The organism is Alteromonas sp. KUL17 (assembly GCF_006538305.1).
In the GTDB taxonomy this organism is placed as follows: domain Bacteria; phylum Pseudomonadota; class Gammaproteobacteria; order Enterobacterales; family Alteromonadaceae; genus Alteromonas; species Alteromonas macleodii.
Genome location: NZ_BJKJ01000004.1, coordinates 89,737 through 108,596, shown reverse-complemented (window position 1 = coordinate 108,596; position 18,860 = coordinate 89,737). Strand labels below are relative to the sequence as shown.

The following is an 18,860-nucleotide window of genomic DNA, read 5'->3' as shown; positions in this document are numbered from 1 at the left end:
TTTAGTTTAAGCATAATGTTCAATAGTTTTATCATTATGCGTTTTGCTAATTAGTCTTGGAGAACGAGTTAATGACTCGACGATTTGTTTATCTATTGGGGAAATAGCTATGTATGTAGATTTAGATGCGAAAGATCGCGAGCTTCTCGATATATTGAAGCGCGATGCGCGAACACCTGTAACCGTGCTAGCTGAAGTCCTCTCGTTATCGCGAAATACGGTGCAAAAACGAATCGACAGGTTAGTAAAGTCGGGGGTGATCGACGGTTTTACTATTCGTGTTAACGAGCAGCTGCAACCAGACAAAATAAAAGCTCTTATGTCAGTCGAGCTTGAAGGGCTTAGTACAACACAGCTTATTAGTAAGCTTAGGCAGGTGAATGGTGTTGAGCGGTTTCATACTACAAACGGAAATTGGGATTTACTTATTGTTATAACCGCCGAAAGTCTCGCGCACTTAGATGGCATTTTAAAAGAAGTGCGCGGCGTTAAAGGCGTGCTTAATAGTGAGACGAGTATTATTCTGTCTACTACTGAAAAATAGTGTGTACGCCTTATCAGTCTTAACAGCTATTGTCGCCATTTATCCATCGATTTATATCATCACTTAAATTTAAGTCTGTGCCCAAGTTAAACTCACCTTCTCGAACAGATACCTCGCTGCCGTAGGTTGAGTGGGTAACGGTGACGTGTAAAAAAGGATATTGCGGGGTGCTCCCTTCTTTACGACTGGCCGTGAGTTTGTAGCCGCTTTGTATTGTATACGTGTTTACGACTATATCGCTATGGATTGGCTGATGCAGTGTGGACCAGCATCGGTTTGCATTGTATTCAATGCGCTCAACTATTTTTTCAGGTTCTTGGTTGGTGGAAATAGAAGAAGTCGGCAAGATCACCATGCAGCCTGAAGCAACCGCCGTTATACAACTTGCAAGTATTGCGTGGTTAAATGAGCGGCTGAACATTCTGCAGCGTTTAATTTTCATCATAAGTCCCTTTAATCGTTATAATTATATTCGTAAGGACTTTATATTAGCTTATTTGTATGAACAGTGGCTGAACAGAATACTGCTAGCGTTCACCTTGACTCTATCGCTTTGCAAATTAATTAAATTTCGGGCTTGCCAGTGGGGATTGCCGATTCTTTTTCGGTGAGATGTGACTTCCAACGCTGCTGTGCAACGTGCGCTTTCACCAGTTCTAAGCATTCGTTTACAACGTTAAGTACTTCTTTATCAAGTGCATCGGCGGTAGGGGTATAGTCGTGCATGCCGACTGAAATGAAATGGTCGATGCGCTCTGCGTCTAAGTCGCTTAACAGATTAACTAGCGATGTGGTCACGATATCGGTGACTGACTCTTCCAACGTATTTTCAATGGTTTTGCCGATAACAGGTAGGTAATGCAGGGAAGAAACTTGTGCATTACTTCTCACCGCTTTACCCACGCTCTTGCGCACGTGCTCCCGTATCACCTCGCCGTGCTCTTCGCTTTGAATTGACTGGCCTAAATGGTTGATAACGCCAGCCATCCATTGGGTAATGACAGGACGGCGGGGGGCCAGTACCTGTGCGTTGATATCGTCTAATAAAGGCGAACCTGCTGAGATGTCTTTTTGCGCATCGCTGAGCACTTTTACAACAATCCGGTCGCTTAACTCTTCAACAAATACATCGTAGTAAAACGCAAAAAAGCGAAAGACCGCGGTTTGATTTAAGTCGATGATTTCGAATTTGTGCAGGCGGTGCAAAATAGAAAATATGCGCAAGAAACGAAATAGGCGGGTAGGTCCAGTAGGGATTAGACCTATGATATCGTACCAATGCAAAAACGGAAAAAAATACCAGCGTAAGTGTTCTTTACGCACAATAGCTACAACCCACCGGAAGCAAAATTCGCTGAAGAAAATGGCGATAAACACCAAGTCGACCAACAGAAAGTTGTTGTGAACGGGATCGTAAGCACTAAGAAAAGCGGGAAAATACGTGCCCAATAGACCATAGACAAAGTCGGTGGCGTATAAGGCGTCGAAAATGAGCCATGCTAGGTTCACAAAAAGTATACCTAACATGACTAAATCTAAGATTAACCAAGGCGTTTCATGACTGTTTCGCAAATTTTCTCGGTTAATTCTTAGCATTTCCTTATCCTGTATTCTGACTTAAAGCGTAACGTAAATGCAGTTAGGCATGAACAGTATTGAACTTTAAGTATTAAAGGTTAGCTTGATGCGTTTAACCTTGTTACGTCTACATAAAGTTTTAGCTTCTGACCAGGTTGTAGATAGCGCTTGGTATTAAGTGAATTCCACTTGCCTATGTCGCTTACTCTAACATTGAACTTGCTGGCGATACGAGACAACGAATCGCCATTTCTTACTGTGTAGGTCACTTTTTTGGTAACACTGTCTTGCGCTTTACCTTCCTGCCAGATAACTAAGGTTTTGCCAGGGTGAAGCATATCGCCAGGGGCCATACCGTTCCATTTAGCTAACTGTTTAGTGCTTATATTGTACTTACGGGCAATATCCCAAAGCGTATCACCAGGTTGTACGGTATGACGTACTTTTTGCTTAGACGTGTTGCCGTTCTGCAAGCTGGCTAGACGCTGTTCCTGAGATAATGTGTAGCTGTTCAGTTCTTGAAGTGCTACTGGTACCATTATCGCTTGACCCACGCGGATCATGGACGAGTCTAGCTCATTCACTTTTTTAAGAACTTTCACGGTGGTGTGATATTGCTTAGCGATTTTACCTAAGCTGTCGCCGGGCTTCACCGAGTGGCGTACCCAGTTCAATCGCTCTTTTTGATCAATTTTAGCCAGTGCTTGAGAGAACGCAGCAGCCTTATCAAGGGGAAGTATTAATCTATGTGGTCCTTCTGGTGACGTTGCCCAACGATTGAACCCTGGGTTTAACCCGTGTAGTTCTTTTAAAGACATACCAGCAAGTTCGGCGGCAAACGCTAAATCGACCTGTGAGCCGATATCAACCACTTCGATAACCGCTACATTCTCAACTTCAGGCCACGCATACGCATATTCATCTTTATTTTTTAGAATATCAGCCAGTGCAAGCAATTTAGGCACGTAAGCACGTGTCTCTTTGGGTAAATTTAAGTTCCAAAAGTCGGTAGGTTTACCCGCGCGTTTGTTAGCTTTAATAGCCCTTTGAACGCGGCCTTCGCCACTATTATAGGCGGCAAGTGCGTGCAGCCAATTACCATCAAACATTTCGTTTAGATAGGTTAGATAGTCTAGTGCGCCTTGAGTAGACGCAACAACGTCTCGACGTCCGTCATACCACCAATTCTGTTGCATACCAAAGCGCTTGCCTGTGCCGGGAATAAACTGCCACATACCAGCCGCTCGGCCATGGGAATAAGCAAAGGGATCGAAAGCACTTTCCACTATTGGTAAAAGCACAAGCTCCATCGGCATGTCGCGCTTTTCAATTTCTTCGGTAATGTAATAAAGAAAAGGCTTGGCGCGTTTTACAACGCGAGCCATATACTCTGGGTGCTTCAGGTACCATTTACGCTGTGCGCTAATGCGTTTGTCGTCAGGGATAGGTAAGGCGAAATTTGCACTTGCACGTTCCCATACGTCAGTAACGACCGCCTGCGTATGCATATCCGGTGTATCGGTAAGCTCAGCGCCTTCTTCTAGCGTATCATCATTGGGATGAACAACATCAATAACGCCGTCTCTTGCAATTTCACAATCAGAAATGGCTTCTTCGTTGTTATGAATTTCACTGCACGCTTCTAGTGAAGCGGTTTCGTTACTTTCTAATTGTGCATTGTCGTTATTATTATCGGTTAACTGACAACCCGTTAAACCTAGCGCCAATATCAGTGGCGACAGTGGGAAAAACTTCAACTGCATATATGAAGAAACCTCGTGGAGCACTGCAAACCGACCATGTTACGATAATCGGCTTACTTTTGCATCAAAACTCATCTTTCCAGCGGCGAACTGCAGTAAATACCGCTACATCGTCAGCCAGGTTATTTTCGCAATAGGCTTCGGCAGCAGTTTTCACAGAAAGTTCATGAGCCCGTAAAAATGGGTTTATGTTTTTTTGCTCTTTGAGATTACTTGGTAGTGTAGGCTGACCTTGAGAGCGTTTTTCTGCCACCCACTGTGCGTAGTCACACAGCGCTTTATTGTCTGGCTCTACCGCTAAAGCAAACTGGACATTAGCCTGAGTGTACTCATGTGTACAGAACACTTTCGTGGTGTCGGGCAGTCGCTTTAACTTATTCAGTGAATGATGCATTTGCTCTGGCGAACCTTCAAACAATCGTCCGCAACCTGCTGAAAATAACGTGTCGCCGCAAAACAATGCGCCATGCCCGAAGAAAGCAATGTGATCAAGGGTATGACCTGGCACTTCCATCACTTGCAGCGCCATTTTAAAAACAGGTAGCGAGACAGTATCGCCTTGAGAAACAGATTTAGTTATTCCTCTTATGTGATTGCCTCTTGGGCCAATAACTGGCAAATCTGGTACTGCAGATACTAATTTAGCAATACCTCCTGTGTGGTCTCTGTGGTGATGAGTGATGAGAACTGCACTTAGCGTTAAGCCTTTGGCTTTAATAAAAGCCAGTACTGGTTCAGCATCACCTGGGTCGACAACAATAGCGCTACTCTCGTTATAAATACACCAAATGTAATTGTCGGTAAAAGCGGGAATAGGATGAATGGCTACGCCTGAAGGAAGTGTTTCTGCCGTCATAAGAGTACCTGCTTGTGTAGGTAGAATTATGCGTTACTATAGGGACTTGTGAAGAGCAGAGCAACCTAAGAGCGCGCAGTGTTAATGAGATCGGCGTTTAAAGCCAAACCGCCACGCTACCCTACAAATTGGAATGATTTCCCCGCCGGAGAGCACATTCGACATGCGGTCAATGCAGTTTGTAGCGATTATGCTGAGCGAATTTTTGGGTATCACTTTGCCAAACTAGGCTCGCTAAGTGCCGATATAAATCTCGATACCAGCCCAATTCGACACCACATCAATCACGTTCCGTTTAATGACCTAGCTAGCGAGCAGCCACACCACAATGAAGCGAAAGAGGGCTTTCCCAATCACAATGCATCGGGTATATCGTTAGGCGGTGATAAACGCGAACCGAAAATAAGTAGAGAAAACACGGTAGTGGGGCAGTCGCACTGCTTACCCTTCGCCGAAAACAGCATTGATGGCTTTCTACTTGCTAATGAATTAGATTTTGCGCAAGACCCTCACGAAATATTAAGAGAAGTAGACCGCGTTATTACACAAAACGGTTATGTGATCATAAGTGGCTTTAACCCCTTAAGCCTCGCTGGAATTGCCAAATTTCTACCTGTTAAGCGCGGAAATATCCTACACGATGCACGCTTTTTTACGTCCTATCGCATTAAAGATTGGCTTCAGCTGCTGGGATTTGAAATTGTTGAACAACGTCAAGTGATGTTTTCAACGCTCTTTTTTCAACAAAAATGGAAAGGGGCGGTTAAGCTTCAAGACTATTTAGCATCTTACTTGCCATGGTGCAGTGCGGTTTACGTAATTCTCGCGAAAAAGCGGGTTATACCCATGACCGCAATAAAACCCAAACGCAATTTGAAGCCGCGTTTTTCGGCGGTTGGCGCCAGTGTAAGGACCTCTACGATGAATCGCACGCTGCGCTAATATTGTTAATGTGTATGCCATGTGCAAAGAGAGCACGCCACGCTCTTAACTTAGAAGCAGTGACAGGCGCTAACCACCTTCTAAATTTACCAAAATGTTGTACTAAAACGGGTAGCTTTCGCATTTTTTCGCAAGTTTGAAAGGGGAATAGGAGATAGCATAGACTGCTACCTCCTAACTGAGACGTTAGTCGTTACTCGTTTTATAGAGGTGCACATCTCGTTGTGGATATGGGATGCTAATACCTTCTTCGTCAAAAGCTTTTTTAACTTTTTCCTGCATATCCCAGTAGTAAGGCCACAAGTCATCTGTGGCGACCCACGGTCTAAACATTAAATCGACTGAGTTATCGCCTAATCCGCCTACACAAATTCTTGGTGCAGGGTCGGTCAACGAGCGCTCATCTTCTTCAAATAGACGCTGCAACACCTTCTTCGCTTTATCGATATCGTCATCGTAACCTATGCCAAATGTCATGTCGCAACGGCGTTTATCATATACGCTAACGTTAATTAACGTAGCATTAGACAGGCTGCCATTGGGAATAACAATGCGCTTATTGTCAAAAGTGTTAAGTACAGTATAAAGAATTTGTATCTCTGACACTGAGCCTAAATGACCCTCTGCTTCAATGGTGTCACCCACTTTAAAGGGTTTAAAAATCAGTATAAGCACACCGCCAGCAAAGTTCGCCAGGCTGCCTTGTAATGCCAGACCAATAGCTAAACCTGCTGCACCCACGACGGCAATAAATGAGGTGGTTTCAATACCTATCATTGAGGCAACTGAAATCAACAGCATTACTTTTAGCACCGCACTAATAAGTCCGCACAGAAACTTATTTAACGTGGGGTCCTTTTTACCTAGCCGATGATCTAATAGGTTTACAAAACGATTCACTAACCAGAGACCCACCACCAAAGTAAGAATAGCCAACAACAATTTGGGGGTGTAAGTCATCACCAGTGATATAGCTTTTTCGGTTAATTCCGATAAATCGATATTAGTCCCGAAGAAATCTTCCATAAATACCTCTTTTATTAATTAACCACGTTGATTACGTTAAAAAAAGAGGGTTAGATCGCCTTGATTCAAACCGAACGGAACTGCGCTGTGTTTTGACAAGAATTTTCTAGCCGATTTGCCTTATGCAGATAAGGTTAGTGAGTGGGTAAATAATTAGTGAGTGAGGAGTGTAGGATGATAAGGCTTATTAGCATGCCAAGTTACGTGCTTGCACCTTGATTCTGGTTATATGATTTTTGCTTTATAAATTTAAGCGCTGCTTTGACCGCCCAATAAAAAAGGTGACATCCCGTCGCGTTATAGCGCTGAATGTCACCTTACTTTTAAGGGGGCACTTTACAGCTTACTTAACACGCATACCCGGCTTTGCACCTTCGTGCGGCTCAAGAATGTATAGCTCGTCGCCACCAGGGCCCGCGGCTAATACCATGCCTTCACTCATGCCAAAACGCATTTTACGAGGGGCGAGGTTCGCTACCATTACCGTGTGCATACCAATTAGGGCTTCAGGCGAGTAGGCCGACTTAATACCTGCAAAAACTTGTTTAGTTTCGCCACCTAAATCTAGCTCTAAACGTAAAAGTTTGTCAGCTTTCTCTACGTGTTCAGCTTTAGCAATACGTGCAATACGTAAATCTACCTTGGCGAACTCATCAAACGAGATAGTGTCGCTAATAGGGTCTTTAGCAAGCGGGCTGTCTGGGTCGATAGCCGGTGCTGCTGGCGCTAGGCTTTCTTTTGAATCTTCAACCATGGCGTCGATTTTCTCCATTTCTACACGCTGCATCATCGGCTTAAATTTGTTGATGGCGTGGCCTTTCAATAGGGTTTGCAGTGAATTCCAGTCGAACTTGTCGTTTAGGAATTCTTCTGCTTTTTCTGCAAGTACTGGCAGTACAGGCTTTAAGTAAATCACCAACAGACGGAACATGTTGATACCTAGCGAGCACACATCGTGTGTGAACTGCTGCTTAGTCTCGTCTTTAATGGTTACCCAAGGTGCGTTGTTATCAATGAACTGGTTTGCTTTGTCAGCAAGGGCCATGATTTCGCGCACGGCTTGGTGGTATTTACGCTTCTCGAAAAGTGCAGCAATGCTCTCTGACGCGTTTTGGAACTCTGCAATAAGCTCTGGCTCAATCACATTGTCAGACAATTTGCCGTCGAAACGCTTAGTGATAAAGCTTGCACAGCGGCTTGCAATGTTAACCACTTTACCTACCAAGTCTGAATTCACTTTTTGTGCGAAGTCAGTAAAGTTAAGGTCGATGTCGGTAACTCCGTCGCCTAACTTAGACGCAAAGTAGTAACGCAGATATTCTGGGTTCAGGTGGTCAAGGTAAGTACGGCCTTTAATAAACGTACCGCGCGACTTTGACATTTTCGCGCCGTTCACCGTTACGAAACCATGAATATTTACGCCAGTAGGCTTACGGTATCCCGCACCTTCTAGCATGGCAGGCCAAAACAGGCAGTGGAAGTAGGTAATATCTTTACCAATAAAGTGATAAAGCTCAGCCTCTGAGTCTGCTTTCCAGAAATCATCAAACTCTAAGTTGTTTTGATCGCAGAAGTTTTTGAAACTTGCCATGTAGCCAACAGGCGCATCTACCCACACGTAGAAGAATTTGTTCGGCGCACCTGGAATTTCAAAGCCGAAGTAAGGCGCGTCACGGCTGATGTCCCACTGTTGAAGACCTTCAGTAAACCATTCTTGCAGCTTGTTAGCCATTTCTTCCTGCAGGGCACCTGAGCGGATCCACTCTTTTAACATGCCTTCAAATTTTGGCAGGTCAAAGAAGAAGTGCTCAGACTCACGTAGCACTGGTGTAGCACCCGATACTACGCTGCGAGGGTTTTTCACTTCTGTTGGGCTATACGTTGCGCCACATACGTCACAGCTGTCGCCGTTTTGATCTTCTGCGCCACAGCTAGGGCAGGTACCCTTAACGAAGCGGTCTGGCAAGAACATTTCTTTTTCAGGGTCGAACAGTTGGTTAATGGTGCGCTTGCTGATGTAACCCGCATTATCCAAACGGGTGTAAATTTCTTCACACAGCGCCTTGTTTTCTGGCGAATGGGTTACATAGTAGTTGTCGTAATCTACGTGAAAATCAACAAGGTCTTGGTGATGTTCAGCACGCGTTCTTGCCACCATTTCTTCTGGTGTAATGCCAAGCTCTTGGGCTTTAAGCATAACCGGCGTACCGTGTGCATCGTCGGCGCAAACACTGTAACATTCGTTTCCGCGAAGGCGCTGAAAACGAGTCCAGATGTCGGTTTGAATGTGTTCTAGCAAATGACCTAAGTGAATAGAGCCATTTGCGTATGGCAACGCACTGGTTACCAGAATTCGGCGTTTTTCTGACATAATGACGTTATTGATTCTTTGCGTTTCAAAATGGCTGCAAATACTAGCGGAAAACCGCGTTTTTTGCATTACGTAATTCACACAATTCTACTACTAGTAAGGCATTTTATGTTCTTTTCTCGCAAAGCAGAGCCGGCAACTCAAAAAGTTGCTGTAATTTTGGCCAAGTATTTTTCGTTAGATGTTGAAGATACCTTGCCATGGTGTGCTTTTAGCCAGCCAGAAAATGAAGATGCCGGTGTGACAGTTACTTTGCCGTTTTGTATTGCTACACAGCTAGACGCGCTCAAACAAGAAGTGCTTAACCAGCTAAAAGGGAAGCTTGGCGATGAGCTGCTTACGTTTAAACAAAACGTAGCGAGTGGAGAAACTGAAGTAGCACCGGTCACCAACATCAAAAACATCATAGCGGTGGCCTCTGGCAAGGGCGGCGTAGGTAAGTCGACAACCAGTATTAATTTAGCGTTTGCGCTTATGCAAGAAGGGGCGAAAGTTGGGATTTTAGATGCCGATATTTATGGGCCGTCTATTCCCATTATGTTGGGCAACCCCGATGCGCACCCTGAAAGCGAAGATAATAAGCACATGCAGCCCCTTATGGCACATGGGCTAGTGGCGAACTCAATTGGTTACTTAGTGCCTCAAGAAGACGCGGCGGTATGGCGCGGACCCATGGCAAGCAGGGCATTAAAGCAGTTATTAGATGAAACCCTATGGCCCGTGCTGGACTACTTAATTGTAGATATGCCACCAGGAACAGGCGATATCCAACTGACGATGGCGCAACAGGTACCGCTGACTGCTTCAGTGGTAGTTACAACGCCGCAAGACTTAGCACTAGCCGATGCCCAAAAAGGCATAAGCATGTTTGAAAAAGTGAACGTACCTGTATTAGGGCTTATTGAAAACATGAGTTATTACCAGTGCAGAGCCTGTGGTACCAAAGACTATGTGTTTTCAAAAGACGGGGGCGAGGCGCTTGCCGAACGCCACGGACTGCCACTTTTAGGTCAGCTACCGCTTGATATCCATATTCGCGAGCATGGCGATGCCGGTACGCCATTGTTAATTACCTCGCCTGAAAGTGCATTGAGTGAAAGTTATCGCGAGGCTGCTCGCGCCCTGTCTATGCAATTGGCCCTTACTGTTGCGCCACGCAAAGGGGCAGTTAAACACATTAAGGGCAACCCTATTGGCATTGTTGGTAAAGAGTAACTAGCTTGAAATATCTAGGTAACAAATATCAGGAATGCACATCGGATAGGTAAATTCAGGCAGGTGTAGTAAAGGTGAATTATAGCCAGGTTCGATTGCTTAAATTTAAAATTTGATAAAACTATACGAAAATTGCGCAAAAGCAGATAAAACAAGCCTTTGAGCAGTTGAATGCATGCGGCGACATACGCATAATAGCGGCCTAACGAAATGAGGAATACACCATGCGCTTGTGCGACCGCGATATCTACCAACATCTGCAAGATGGAAAAATTAAAATTGACCCTACACCCAGCTACGATCAAATAAGTGGTGTAACGGTAGATATCCGCCTAGGTAATAAATTTCGCGTGTTTGAAGATCACCAAGCGCCGTTCATCGATTTAAGTGGGCCGAAAGCACAGGTTCAAGAAGCGCTCGACCATGTTATGAGCGATGAAATTGAACTAGAAGAGGGTAAAGCCTTCTTTCTACACCCTGGGGAGCTAGCGCTTGCCATTACCCACGAGTCAGTAACCTTGCCTGACAACATCGTAGGTTGGTTAGACGGGCGTTCTTCGCTTGCGCGTTTGGGCTTAATGGTTCACGTGACCGCGCATCGAATAGATCCAGGCTGGGCGGGCAACATCGTTCTTGAGTTTTACAACAGTGGTAAGTTACCGCTGGCGCTTCGCCCTAAAATGAAAATAGGGGCACTTAGCTTTGAGGTGCTATCGGCGCCAGCTGAAAAACCGTACAACGCACGAGTGGACGCTAAATACAAAGGCCAAGCAGGTGCAGTTGCAAGCCGTATTTCGTCGGACGACGAAGGTAAGTAAAAAGGAAGTTAACGCCTCTCAAAGTGCTGCGGAATAAATAAGAAGTCGTAAAATATTGCTATGGAATACATAGATGGGATTGGAGAGCACCAATGAGCTCAGAAAGATGCTCTTCATGTTTGCTTTCGAGTAATGCATACAAGTCGAATGCTGTCTTTTGTTTTGAAGCTATTACTTTCTTCCAATATGTTTTTGCAGTTGCTTTCTCTTTTTTTGCTTCTTTAAAAACTGGTTGCTCAATATCACTTAGTAGCGCTTCACGATGTAGCCAGATATATAACTCCATATCATCAATTGGTGAGCAATAAAGCTTGCTCCGACTTTGATAGTTTATTTTTCCGTAAATATCTTTATCAACTACTGTTATTACTTGCTCTGAGCGACCAAATATTTCATCTTTATCATTCTTTAATGTAATTTGTCTTATTTGTGGTTCACCACCGACTGGAATAATTTCGAACTCATAAAATGGCTTAATATGCTTATTTATTAAATATCTTAAAAAAACCTTCTAGAATCTGATCTTCGGTGATTATAAATCTATCTTTTCCTCTGAAGCTGTAAAAGGTCAGATTTTATATACCCAAGTGACCTTTGTTCGAGTAACGTATTGCCTTCAATTGTTTCGAGATAATAAAGCGTTCCATCATCTACAGTGTTCATAAATGCAAGTGAGTGAGAAATCACGATCATCCTGCTACTGTGCTTCAATAAAATAGGTTTTAACGTTTCATATAGCTTTACTTGTGCTGCAGCGTCGAGTGAAACATCGAGTTCGTCTATTATTATTAATTTCGCGCCAGAAGTAATAAATCTATAAAGTTGAATAAGAAAAAATTCACCAGAGCTAAAATGGTCTTCTCGAATGTACCGGTCATCTTCAGCTAAAAGAAAGTAAAAAGTGTTTTTTCCAATCTTTGTTGCTTTTAAGTTTTGAAATTTATCAATAGAATAAATTGAACCTAAAAATGCGATGATTTCGTCGGCGGGAAGGTATTGATTAGAGGCTATATTTACTCTAATTTCTGCATCAAAGCTTGCTATCAAGCTGTACTGTTGAAATCTTTGTCCAAATGGAATTGGTAGCTCAGCTACTACCTCATCTTTATTTGGAATTTTGTCTCTACTATCTAGCGCACCAATTTTGCTGTTGAATTTAAAAGAAAACGGCTCGAAGCCATCAATTTCAAATGAGATTACTGTATTGCTATTAACAGCTTGGACACCTGAGGACTTGTCGATAATTTGAGGATCGGTAATCAAGTGAAGTGCGCTGACGATCGAAGTCTTACCTATTCCGTTCTTACCAGTAATGACTATAATATTAGAATCTGGATAGATGAACTCCGCAGTAAGGTTAATTATAGATTTAAGATTACTTATAGTAATTTTATCGATTGTCATTCGATTTTTTTTCCATGAAAAACCTTACCGCATATATCCCATACTTTCTTTGGAGCTTATCTAGATAATCAGGGTCAATAGATTGAACATAATGAAGCATTCCGAAAACTGACTTTTCACTTCCATTAAAGTTTTCTTCTAGGTAACTTTGATATTTTTCTTTGTTGTTAGAATAAAAGTGAAGTAGCAACTCAAGCCTACTTTTGTATTTTGCATCAATAGTAATTGTTCTATTAGGTAATATCATTAGCCCGAGAATTTTTACTTTATTGCCAAGATGAGTTATGCGAGTTTTACTTTTGTTTAAACGCAACTCATTCGATGCGTGGATTTTGAGAAAGTCTTGAATTGTTGTTTTTAATCTTTCTAGTTTTTCAAAGCTAGCGCCAGAAATAATTACGTCGTCTGCGTAACGCGTATAGGTCAATGACTCGCGCGAGCAATACGTTTTGAGAGCAATATCAAAATCGTATAGAAAACTATTACTTAGTCTGGGAGATGTAGAAAAGCCAACGGGAAGCTGGTTGTTGAAACTCACCACAGATGAAAGGAAATCTATATAATTTTCTATATCTGAAATAGGTATGTTGTTGATGTTTCGATAGAGGATTTTTTTTACATCTTCAGTTTTTATTTTAGAGAAGAAGCTTTCTATATCAGTCAAGAAAAAATAATCATTGCCAACATGCTCTTTTACAGCTGTATATGTATTTTTTTCTTGAGAGAAGGAATGAACTACATCCGTATCTATCGAAAGATGCCTCAATATAATGCGATCTATGAAGCGTAAATACCGTTTTAATCTATCGGAAGTTTTAAAAACTTCTCTGTCTGAAATAGTAAAGGGTTCTACCTCTGAAATAACATCAAGAGAACAAAATTCGCTAAAGTCTTCTTTATCGTGAAATATCGTGTTGAAAGCCTGCTCTAGGGTTTTCTTTTTAGTTTGGTTAGAATCAGCTTCATGAGTCATAAGTAGTTATACGGCACTTAGCTATTTATTCGTAGGTGTTGAGAAGAGATGTTTATAAAACAAGTCGCAATTTTCATCTGAACGCCCCAAAAGAGGGGCGTAACAGTGAAATTTTATAATGACTCCTAGGGACCAGCTTTGTGACTGGAGCTTCTCCTAGTCACTGGTGAACTTAAGTATAGACTTATCATGTACTAAGTCAATCTTAACTGTTTTAGCCAATTAAAATTCAAGAAAATATGTTGATATGCGTTCTGTTTTTATTCTTGATTTCAACAGCTTGTTCTAATGCTGTTGAGCGGTAGCCATCATTAGAACAAGAAAGCGAGGACGTTTACTCGAGCAAGTATAATGTTAGTGCATCCTTTTTAAACTATTGCGGTAACAGCTTTTGGGGATGAGTTTTAATCTACAACTTCTGCTTTCTCTTGGCTTGTTCTAAAAGTTGCGTGCGTTTCCCGCTAATTACTGATAGAAAATATAAGAGCAATAACTAGCACTTATAATAAAGCTATTAGTAACGGGAAGCGCAATGCACACAAACTCTGAACCTTCTTCAGAAACTCTACAACGAAAGCCAACACGTAAAAACAGTATAATTCTATTTGCCTTTATCGCTTCAGTACTATGTGGCTTGGGATTGTGGGCTATTGATCAGCCCAGCGAGATCATTTTTACCGCAGCAATTACGCTATTTGTAGCTGTGCTCTGGGTGACTGAAGCGCTCCCCATTCCCGCTACCTCACTTTTACCCTTCGCGCTATTCCCGCTATTTGGTGTGTTGTCTCACAGCGAAGCTGCCTCTGCTCTCGGAAGCCACGTTATCATTCTATTAATGGCTGCTTTCATGCTTTCAAAAGGGTTGGAGCGCGCTAACTTACACAAGCGTTTCGCCATTTACATGTTGCGTATAACGGGCAGCGGCAGCCCGCTCAAGCTGGTACTGGGCTTCATGTTAACAACTGCAGTACTCAGTATGTGGATTAGTAACACGGCAACAATCCTAATGATGTTGCCAATGGCTATCGCTATTATCAACGCAGTAGACAATCCGCGATTTGGCGTGGCGCTTATACTTGGTATTGCTTATTCAGCAAGCTTAGGTGGGGTAGGGACACCGATTGGGACGCCACCAAATATTATCTTTATGAGCGTGTATGAAGAGACCCAAGGTATTGAATACAGCTTTATCGACTGGATGAAAACTGGTGTACCCATCGTGATTTTAGGCGTACCGATTATGGCTTTATGGTTAGCGCGCGGTATTAAACAAGTGGGGAACATCGATTTACCTGTCCCAGGCACGTGGACAAAAGCCGAGAAGCGTGTTCTTGCTATTTTTGGCACTGTCGCTTTAGCTTGGATTTTCAGACCTTTTTGGACTGCTTGGATAGGCATAAGCACAATAAGTGACAGTACTATTGCCGTAGCGGGTGTTGCTGCTATGTTCTTTACAAACAGCGGAAACGATAACGGTGAAGTAGACGAAAAAGGAAACAACGACAAACTGCTTGATTGGAAAACCGCAAACGATATTCCGTGGGGCATGTTGTTATTGTTTGCTGGCGGTATTTGTATTGCCAAAGCATTTATGTCATCGGGCTTAAGTGTTCTTATGGGAACATGGTTAACGGGACTTTCTACGCTTCCTGTTCTTCTGTTGGTACTTGGAATTTGCTTGTTCGTTACCTTCTTGACGGAAATTACCTCTAACACGGCAACATCTACACTACTAATGCCAATTCTAGCGGCCGCGGGTATGGCTGTGGGCGTAGATCCTAAGTTGTTGATGATCCCCGCGGCAATTAGCGCAAGTTGCGCTTTTATGCTGCCAGTAGCTACAGCGCCTAACGCCATTGCATACTCAACGGAAAAGTTCGACATAAAAACTATGGCCAGAGAGGGTGTGGTGCTAAACGTGTTAGTTGCACTGGTAGTAACTGGGGTGTGTTACGTTACGCTGGCCTAGCTTGAACGCGCTTTTGTGAAGGAGATACGCCAATCTCTCTTTTAAAAGCCTTTGAAAAAGAAGCTTCCGTTTCGTAACCATATTGGTTTGCAATGGTAATTAACGGCTTGTTGCTTTGGATTATTTCTGTGCAGGCACAACGCAGGCGCCATTGCGTTAGGTATTTAATTGGAGTTACGCCTGCACAGGCTTTGAACTTTGCTGCGTAGTTAGATTTAGACATATTCGCAATACTCGCCAGCATTTCTACGTTCCAATGTTGTTCAGGCGCGTTATGCAGCGCTTGAAGGCTATTTGCTATGGCCGGATGCAGTAGAGCCCCTAAGGTTGATGAGTACTTGCTCATTAAATGCTTCACAATCAAAAGGAATACAACCTCAGCGATTTTGTTTAGCAGAACCGACGAAGTGAAGGTTGAGTCCGACACTTCTAACGACGCGCTGATAAGTAACTGCAGACTTTCATGTAGCACTCTACTTTCTTTTGATGCTTTTTTAATTATCCAAAATTCTGGCAGTTCTTTTGTTATTACTCTCATTAAAGGGTGCTGATACTCGAAGTAACCGCAAAGTAGCACCGGGCCTTCAGCTCCTAGTTTCTCGCTAACAGGAATAGAGCTTGCGCTAACATTTTTGTAAGTGTGAGTCTTTGAAGGGCTTAAAAGGTGTGGGCTATCAACAGGCAGTAAAACCATGTCGCCTTTTTCTAACAGAACTGGGCCTTCGTCGTTACGGTGTAAGTAACATTGACCGTGAGTCACGGCGTGAAAATTAATAAAGCCGGTGCCAGAAGTGTCAACTTGCCAGTTACCGCAATATTGTCCGTTGTGAAATACGTTGGTGGTTATTTGAAGTTTGTCAAAAAGGCTTTCTAAATTTTTCATGGTGTTTTGGACAAGTATTTAAGCGTTTGGAGCATGTTTGTATAAGACCGAAGTACGTACCATATTCTTCGAACTTATACAGAGATAGTGTGAAAACACTCGAAACACCAATGTGGAGAAGAAATAGCATGAGAGCATTCTTAAAAGGTAGTTTATTTGCAGTTTCACTAATTGCTAGTGGGGCGGTATTCGCTGGCGTTGACACAGAGACCGACGAAAACGGAATTATTTTAGCCGGGCACGACGCTGTAGCTTATTTTACTGAAGGTAAGCCAGTGCTGGGTAAAGCGACTATAACGGCCGTCCACAACGACGCTATTTACCGATTTTCATCGCAGAAAAATAGAGACATGTTTGTAAGCAACCCAGACAAATACGCACCAGCGTACGGCGGCTTTTGTGCCTACGGTGCAACGTTTGGTAAGAAATTTGAAATAAACGGCAAAGCGTTTGAAATTGTTGATGGCGTACTTTATGTGAATAAAGACGAAAGTGTATACAAAGCATGGGCCAAGAACATTCCTACTCATATAGATGAGGCGAATAAAGAATGGCCAGAAATCAAAGATGTAAGTGCAGACGACTTGTAATAAGCTTCGTTTTAGATGGGTTTTGATTACCAAATAATCGTTTAGACGGTTATTTGGTTTTTTTACATTGCAAAGTCGTTGAAATTGAGTAGACTTGTCGGCTCTTTCGGTCGGTGTGTAGCGCAGCCTGGTAGCGCACTGTCATGGGGTGTCAGGGGTCGGAGGTTCAAATCCTCTCACACCGACCAACTTCTCTCTCCCCATTCAATGGCTTATGCCATATATATCTCAAAGTAAAATCGAAACTCACTTTTCTTGTACCAATATACAGCAGTAAATTTAGCTCAATAAAAGAGTGCATACTTGTATATACACTCTTAAACATTATTAGCGCAAAGCCTAGTTGGTTTTAATGCTCAAGATGTCGAAAAGCATCAATAGAGAACCCGCCATAAATAACCATACTCCAGCGGTTGCAAATTTGCTGAAGGCTGGCAAGAAAAGGGTACTTCCCCAAAAAAAGCACAAGCAGGCGGCTACACCCAATTTGTTATTTTGTACTTGTTTCATGATCGTCATTTTCACGTCTTCCTTACTACTAAATAGAAGGTTGAAACTGAAGGCTTACTGAAATACGGTTCCAGCTATTAATTTGCAGAATAATAGACGTGAGTTCTATCAGCCCTTCTTTTCCGAACGTGCTTTCTACGCTGTTATACATTTCTTCAGTAATAGTGGAAGAGTGGATAAGCGTTAACGCTTCCGTCCACGCTAATGCTGTTCTCTCTTCAAAACTGAAACAATCTAGCTCTCTCCATGCAGACAATACATCAAGCCTTGACTGATTTTCATCAGACTCTCTCGCTTCTTCGGCGTGCATGTGTTGGCAGAAGCCGCACTGATTAATTTGTGACGCACGAAGCTTAACTGAATGTATGAGTTTATGACTCAAAGTACTTTTGACTGAAGGCTTAACCAAGCCTGTGAGGTGTTCAAGAATATGGGGATATTCAGAATATAGCTCAGATTGTGTAATACGTTTTTTCATAGTGATCTCCTTTAAACTGCGGAGAACTATAAAGTCTAAGCAATACGCTTAATTGTAAATTTGCGACAACTTTCGCTTTCTATACTGAAGGGGCGTTTCCAGCGCGAAATCACTAAATGAATGCGTAAAGTGCGCTTGGTCGAAGTAACCACATGCCAATGCGACGTGGCTCAGCGCTTCAGAGTTTGAGGTTAATAACGATCGAGCATGGCGTATTTGAGCAAATTGATACAATTTGTTTGGCGAGAAACCAAAGTTAGTGCGAAATTGGCGCTCCAGCGTTCTTCGGCTGACGCCGAACTGATCGGCAAGATGTTGTGGGGGCACCAGTAAATTCATCGACTGATAAAGCATGCGCTCCCATTTCTGAAAGGCTCCATCAGTATTTTCTGCTAGCTCAATCAACCAGTGCTGTATTGCTAAGCACTGCTGACTAATAGTTTTTCCAATAAGATAGGCTTGCAGTCGTTGATAGGAATCACGCTGCTTAACCATAGCCAACGCGATGTCGATTTGTTGGTTTTTACTGTCATCAAAGGTTAAACCGAACAAGTATTTCAAGGCACCGGGCCTAAACCTTACACTTATTTGTCTGCAAGCCAGTTCCCACGGCATGGCGCAGACCTGAGTATGGTAAAACAATTGTGCTTCACAGTTAGTTTGATCGAGATAAAAAGTCAAACTAGCACCTGCATCGGGATAAAATTTTTCGTTTAGGGTTGTAGCTGAGCCTTCTGGGTTATCAATCACCCATATGCATTGTACAAACCGTTTTATGGAAGCAGCAGGGGTCACGAAACCAATATCAATCTGCTTAAAGCTAGCGGCAGGAATAATTTCGTTGTTGGTTGAAGCGTCCATAAACGTTGGTTGCGAGTCTAGAGTTAAATCAGTGAAGCATTATATTACCCCTGTCGCGTGCCGTATCAAGACAAAGTTT

19 protein-coding genes and 1 tRNA gene are annotated in these 18,860 nt (G+C 42.9%); 7 read left to right on the top strand and 13 right to left on the bottom strand.

Annotated features, from left to right (window positions below; all coding sequences use genetic code 11):
- Positions 1 to 109: 109 nt before the first annotated feature.
- Positions 110 to 544 (top strand): Lrp/AsnC family transcriptional regulator, encoded by a 435-nt coding sequence (locus tag KUL49_RS05260; RefSeq protein ID WP_131136539.1) that lies wholly within the window; start codon positions 110 to 112, stop codon positions 542 to 544.
- A 19-nt stretch (positions 545 to 563) separates the two neighbouring features.
- Here the strand turns inward: KUL49_RS05260 and KUL49_RS05255 are convergent, their stop codons facing one another.
- From KUL49_RS05255 to gloB, 4 genes are all read right to left on the bottom strand, one after another.
- Entirely contained in the window at positions 564 to 989 is a 426-nt protein-coding gene (locus KUL49_RS05255; RefSeq protein WP_242633723.1) for a halomucin, read from the bottom strand.
- 119 nt (positions 990 to 1,108) lie between these two features.
- Positions 1,109 to 2,140 (bottom strand): ion transporter, encoded by a 1,032-nt coding sequence (locus tag KUL49_RS05245; RefSeq protein ID WP_131136537.1) that lies wholly within the window; start codon positions 2,138 to 2,140, stop codon positions 1,109 to 1,111.
- Positions 2,141 to 2,220: 80 nt separating this feature from the next.
- Positions 2,221 to 3,885: a LysM peptidoglycan-binding domain-containing protein gene (locus tag KUL49_RS05240; protein ID WP_131136536.1), complete on the bottom strand. Its 1,665-nt coding sequence runs from the start codon at positions 3,883 to 3,885 to the stop codon at positions 2,221 to 2,223.
- A 64-nt stretch (positions 3,886 to 3,949) separates the two neighbouring features.
- Positions 3,950 to 4,741: a hydroxyacylglutathione hydrolase gene (gene gloB, locus KUL49_RS05235; RefSeq protein WP_131136535.1), complete on the bottom strand. Its 792-nt coding sequence runs from the start codon at positions 4,739 to 4,741 to the stop codon at positions 3,950 to 3,952.
- 84 nt (positions 4,742 to 4,825) lie between these two features.
- Here gloB and KUL49_RS05230 point away from each other — a divergent pair, with 84 nt between their 5' ends.
- A complete protein-coding gene (locus KUL49_RS05230) occupies positions 4,826 to 5,683 on the top strand; it encodes a class I SAM-dependent methyltransferase (protein WP_014976867.1) in 858 nt (285 codons plus the stop codon).
- 186 nt (positions 5,684 to 5,869) lie between these two features.
- On the opposite strand, the gene KUL49_RS05225 is transcribed toward KUL49_RS05230, so the two are convergent.
- Entirely contained in the window at positions 5,870 to 6,709 is an 840-nt protein-coding gene (locus KUL49_RS05225; protein ID WP_039225292.1) for a mechanosensitive ion channel family protein, read from the bottom strand.
- Positions 6,710 to 7,052: 343 nt separating this feature from the next.
- Complete coding sequence (gene metG, locus KUL49_RS05220) at positions 7,053 to 9,080, bottom strand: methionine--tRNA ligase (protein WP_131136534.1); 2,028 nt, start codon at positions 9,078 to 9,080, stop codon at positions 7,053 to 7,055.
- A 108-nt stretch (positions 9,081 to 9,188) separates the two neighbouring features.
- On the opposite strand from metG, the gene apbC reads away from it, so the two are divergent.
- The gene (gene apbC, locus KUL49_RS05215) at positions 9,189 to 10,295 is read left to right on the top strand and encodes an iron-sulfur cluster carrier protein ApbC (RefSeq protein WP_131136533.1); all 1,107 of its coding nucleotides are present in this window, start codon (positions 9,189 to 9,191) and stop codon (positions 10,293 to 10,295) included.
- A gap of 224 nt (positions 10,296 to 10,519) precedes the next feature.
- Positions 10,520 to 11,113 (top strand): dCTP deaminase, encoded by a 594-nt coding sequence (gene dcd / locus KUL49_RS05210; RefSeq protein ID WP_131136532.1) that lies wholly within the window; start codon positions 10,520 to 10,522, stop codon positions 11,111 to 11,113.
- Positions 11,114 to 11,171: 58 nt separating this feature from the next.
- Here the strand turns inward: dcd and KUL49_RS05205 are convergent, their stop codons facing one another.
- The 3 genes from KUL49_RS05205 to KUL49_RS05195 all read right to left on the bottom strand — a co-directional run bounded on the left by KUL49_RS05205 (position 11,172) and on the right by KUL49_RS05195 (position 13,490).
- Positions 11,172 to 11,399, bottom strand: coding sequence for a hypothetical protein (locus KUL49_RS05205; protein ID WP_131136531.1), 228 nt, complete (start codon positions 11,397 to 11,399; stop codon positions 11,172 to 11,174).
- Positions 11,400 to 11,653: 254 nt separating this feature from the next.
- Positions 11,654 to 12,517, bottom strand: a complete 864-nt coding sequence (locus KUL49_RS05200; RefSeq protein ID WP_131136530.1) for an AAA family ATPase — start codon at positions 12,515 to 12,517, stop codon at positions 11,654 to 11,656.
- On the bottom strand, positions 12,504 to 13,490 hold the full coding sequence (locus tag KUL49_RS05195; protein ID WP_131136529.1) for a reverse transcriptase domain-containing protein: 987 nt from the start codon (positions 13,488 to 13,490) through the stop codon (positions 12,504 to 12,506). The genes KUL49_RS05200 and KUL49_RS05195 overlap by 14 nt, the downstream gene beginning before the upstream one ends.
- A gap of 532 nt (positions 13,491 to 14,022) precedes the next feature.
- On the opposite strand from KUL49_RS05195, the gene KUL49_RS05190 reads away from it, so the two are divergent.
- Entirely contained in the window at positions 14,023 to 15,459 is a 1,437-nt protein-coding gene (locus tag KUL49_RS05190; protein WP_049586885.1) for a DASS family sodium-coupled anion symporter, read from the top strand.
- Here the strand turns inward: KUL49_RS05190 and KUL49_RS05185 are convergent.
- Positions 15,446 to 16,342, bottom strand: coding sequence for an AraC family transcriptional regulator (locus KUL49_RS05185; protein ID WP_131136528.1), 897 nt, complete (start codon positions 16,340 to 16,342; stop codon positions 15,446 to 15,448). The two genes, KUL49_RS05190 and KUL49_RS05185, sit on opposite strands and share 14 nt — an antisense overlap.
- Positions 16,343 to 16,470: 128 nt before the next feature.
- Between KUL49_RS05185 and KUL49_RS05180 the strand changes: the two genes are divergently transcribed.
- Together KUL49_RS05180 and KUL49_RS05175 are read left to right on the top strand one after the other, a co-directional pair.
- Entirely contained in the window at positions 16,471 to 16,932 is a 462-nt protein-coding gene (locus KUL49_RS05180) for a YHS domain-containing (seleno)protein (RefSeq protein WP_131136679.1), read from the top strand.
- Positions 16,933 to 17,043: 111 nt separating this feature from the next.
- Positions 17,044 to 17,120, top strand: a tRNA-Pro gene (locus KUL49_RS05175).
- A 151-nt stretch (positions 17,121 to 17,271) separates the two neighbouring features.
- Here KUL49_RS05175 and KUL49_RS05170 read toward each other — a convergent pair.
- Genes KUL49_RS05170 through KUL49_RS05160 form a run of 3 tightly spaced genes read right to left on the bottom strand, consistent with a single transcriptional unit; the run spans position 17,272 to position 18,781 of the window.
- Positions 17,272 to 17,442 carry a YrhK family protein gene (locus tag KUL49_RS05170; RefSeq protein WP_230633717.1) on the bottom strand — a complete coding sequence of 57 codons (171 nt, stop codon included), beginning with the start codon at positions 17,440 to 17,442 and terminating at the stop codon, positions 17,272 to 17,274.
- Positions 17,443 to 17,470: 28 nt separating this feature from the next.
- Positions 17,471 to 17,920, bottom strand: coding sequence for a carboxymuconolactone decarboxylase family protein (locus tag KUL49_RS05165; RefSeq protein ID WP_131136527.1), 450 nt, complete (start codon positions 17,918 to 17,920; stop codon positions 17,471 to 17,473).
- A gap of 48 nt (positions 17,921 to 17,968) precedes the next feature.
- Positions 17,969 to 18,781 carry a helix-turn-helix domain-containing protein gene (locus KUL49_RS05160; RefSeq protein ID WP_039225300.1) on the bottom strand — a complete coding sequence of 271 codons (813 nt, stop codon included), beginning with the start codon at positions 18,779 to 18,781 and terminating at the stop codon, positions 17,969 to 17,971.
- Positions 18,782 to 18,860 lie beyond the last annotated feature (79 nt).

Bases quoted from the DNA above. Each gene is read 5' to 3' on its own strand.
- KUL49_RS05260 (WP_131136539.1), top strand. From the start codon at position 110: ATGTATGTAGATTTAGATGCGAAAGATCGCGAGCTTCTCGATATATTG.
- KUL49_RS05255 (WP_242633723.1), bottom strand. From the start codon at position 989: ATGATGAAAATTAAACGCTGCAGAATGTTCAGCCGCTCATTTAACCAC.
- KUL49_RS05245 (WP_131136537.1), bottom strand. From the start codon at position 2,140: ATGCTAAGAATTAACCGAGAAAATTTGCGAAACAGTCATGAAACGCCT.
- KUL49_RS05240 (WP_131136536.1), bottom strand. From the start codon at position 3,885: ATGCAGTTGAAGTTTTTCCCACTGTCGCCACTGATATTGGCGCTAGGT.
- gloB (WP_131136535.1), bottom strand. From the start codon at position 4,741: ATGACGGCAGAAACACTTCCTTCAGGCGTAGCCATTCATCCTATTCCC.
- KUL49_RS05230 (WP_014976867.1), top strand. From the start codon at position 4,826: ATGAGATCGGCGTTTAAAGCCAAACCGCCACGCTACCCTACAAATTGG.
- KUL49_RS05225 (WP_039225292.1), bottom strand. From the start codon at position 6,709: ATGGAAGATTTCTTCGGGACTAATATCGATTTATCGGAATTAACCGAA.
- metG (WP_131136534.1), bottom strand. From the start codon at position 9,080: ATGTCAGAAAAACGCCGAATTCTGGTAACCAGTGCGTTGCCATACGCA.
- apbC (WP_131136533.1), top strand. From the start codon at position 9,189: ATGTTCTTTTCTCGCAAAGCAGAGCCGGCAACTCAAAAAGTTGCTGTA.
- dcd (WP_131136532.1), top strand. From the start codon at position 10,520: ATGCGCTTGTGCGACCGCGATATCTACCAACATCTGCAAGATGGAAAA.
- KUL49_RS05205 (WP_131136531.1), bottom strand. From the start codon at position 11,399: ATGGAGTTATATATCTGGCTACATCGTGAAGCGCTACTAAGTGATATT.
- KUL49_RS05200 (WP_131136530.1), bottom strand. From the start codon at position 12,517: ATGACAATCGATAAAATTACTATAAGTAATCTTAAATCTATAATTAAC.
- KUL49_RS05195 (WP_131136529.1), bottom strand. From the start codon at position 13,490: ATGACTCATGAAGCTGATTCTAACCAAACTAAAAAGAAAACCCTAGAG.
- KUL49_RS05190 (WP_049586885.1), top strand. From the start codon at position 14,023: ATGCACACAAACTCTGAACCTTCTTCAGAAACTCTACAACGAAAGCCA.
- KUL49_RS05185 (WP_131136528.1), bottom strand. From the start codon at position 16,342: ATGAAAAATTTAGAAAGCCTTTTTGACAAACTTCAAATAACCACCAAC.
- KUL49_RS05180 (WP_131136679.1), top strand. From the start codon at position 16,471: ATGAGAGCATTCTTAAAAGGTAGTTTATTTGCAGTTTCACTAATTGCT.
- KUL49_RS05170 (WP_230633717.1), bottom strand. From the start codon at position 17,442: ATGAAACAAGTACAAAATAACAAATTGGGTGTAGCCGCCTGCTTGTGC.
- KUL49_RS05165 (WP_131136527.1), bottom strand. From the start codon at position 17,920: ATGAAAAAACGTATTACACAATCTGAGCTATATTCTGAATATCCCCAT.
- KUL49_RS05160 (WP_039225300.1), bottom strand. From the start codon at position 18,781: ATGGACGCTTCAACCAACAACGAAATTATTCCTGCCGCTAGCTTTAAG.